This window comes from Arthrobacter sedimenti (genome assembly GCF_042652025.1).
Lineage (GTDB): Bacteria > Actinomycetota > Actinomycetes > Actinomycetales > Micrococcaceae > Arthrobacter > Arthrobacter sedimenti.
The window spans coordinates 1-660 of record NZ_JBHSDQ010000024.1 but is presented as its reverse complement, the minus strand read 5'-3'; the positions used below and the strand labels follow the sequence as shown (position 1 = coordinate 660).

At 52.7% G+C, this 660-nt stretch carries 2 rRNA genes; both read right to left on the bottom strand.

The features are described from left to right. A 23S ribosomal RNA gene (locus tag ACFO0G_RS19905) occupies positions 1-111 on the bottom strand; the annotation flags it as partial. 495 nt (positions 112-606) lie between these two features. Beyond that, positions 607-660 (bottom strand): 16S ribosomal RNA (locus ACFO0G_RS19900); the annotation flags it as partial.

Genomic DNA, 660 nt, shown 5'->3' with positions numbered 1-660 from the left:
CCCTGGGATCACAGTCCGGTTATCGACTCCCCCAGGCTTATCGCAGATTCCTACGTCCTTCTTCGGCTCCTAATGCCAAGGCATCCACCGTGTGCTCTTAAAAACTTGACCACAAAGATCAAAAACATTTTCGAGAGAACCATGAAAACCAACCACACCAAAGTGCGGCCAGATCCAGGTTCATAATCTTGGAAATTGCTTCTTATACAAGATGCTCGCGTCCACTATGTAGTTCTCAAACAACAACCCCACACCACACACCCCACACACAAACCGTGCGCGGAACGTCATGGCAGGGAAACCAGAAACAAACAAACCCACCCAGCAACCCCCACAAAGGAGAGCCACCACATGGTCCTGTTGTCTCAGGACCCAACAGTGTGCCAAACACTAAACCATCCCCACCCCGCACCCCACCGTTCCAGAACCACCACCCGAAGGCAGGGTTCGTACTAGAGAAAGAGCGCAGGAGGAAACAGCCGCTATTTGTTGATATTCCACCCATGAGCACCCGCCACGAAACGAACGTCCGTGCAACGGGCTTGCTTCCTGACAACCCCCACCACCAGACATACATCCAGGGCAGTTGTTGTAGGTGCTCCTTAGAAAGGAGGTGATCCAGCCGCACCTTCCGGTACGGCTACCTTGTTACGACTTAGT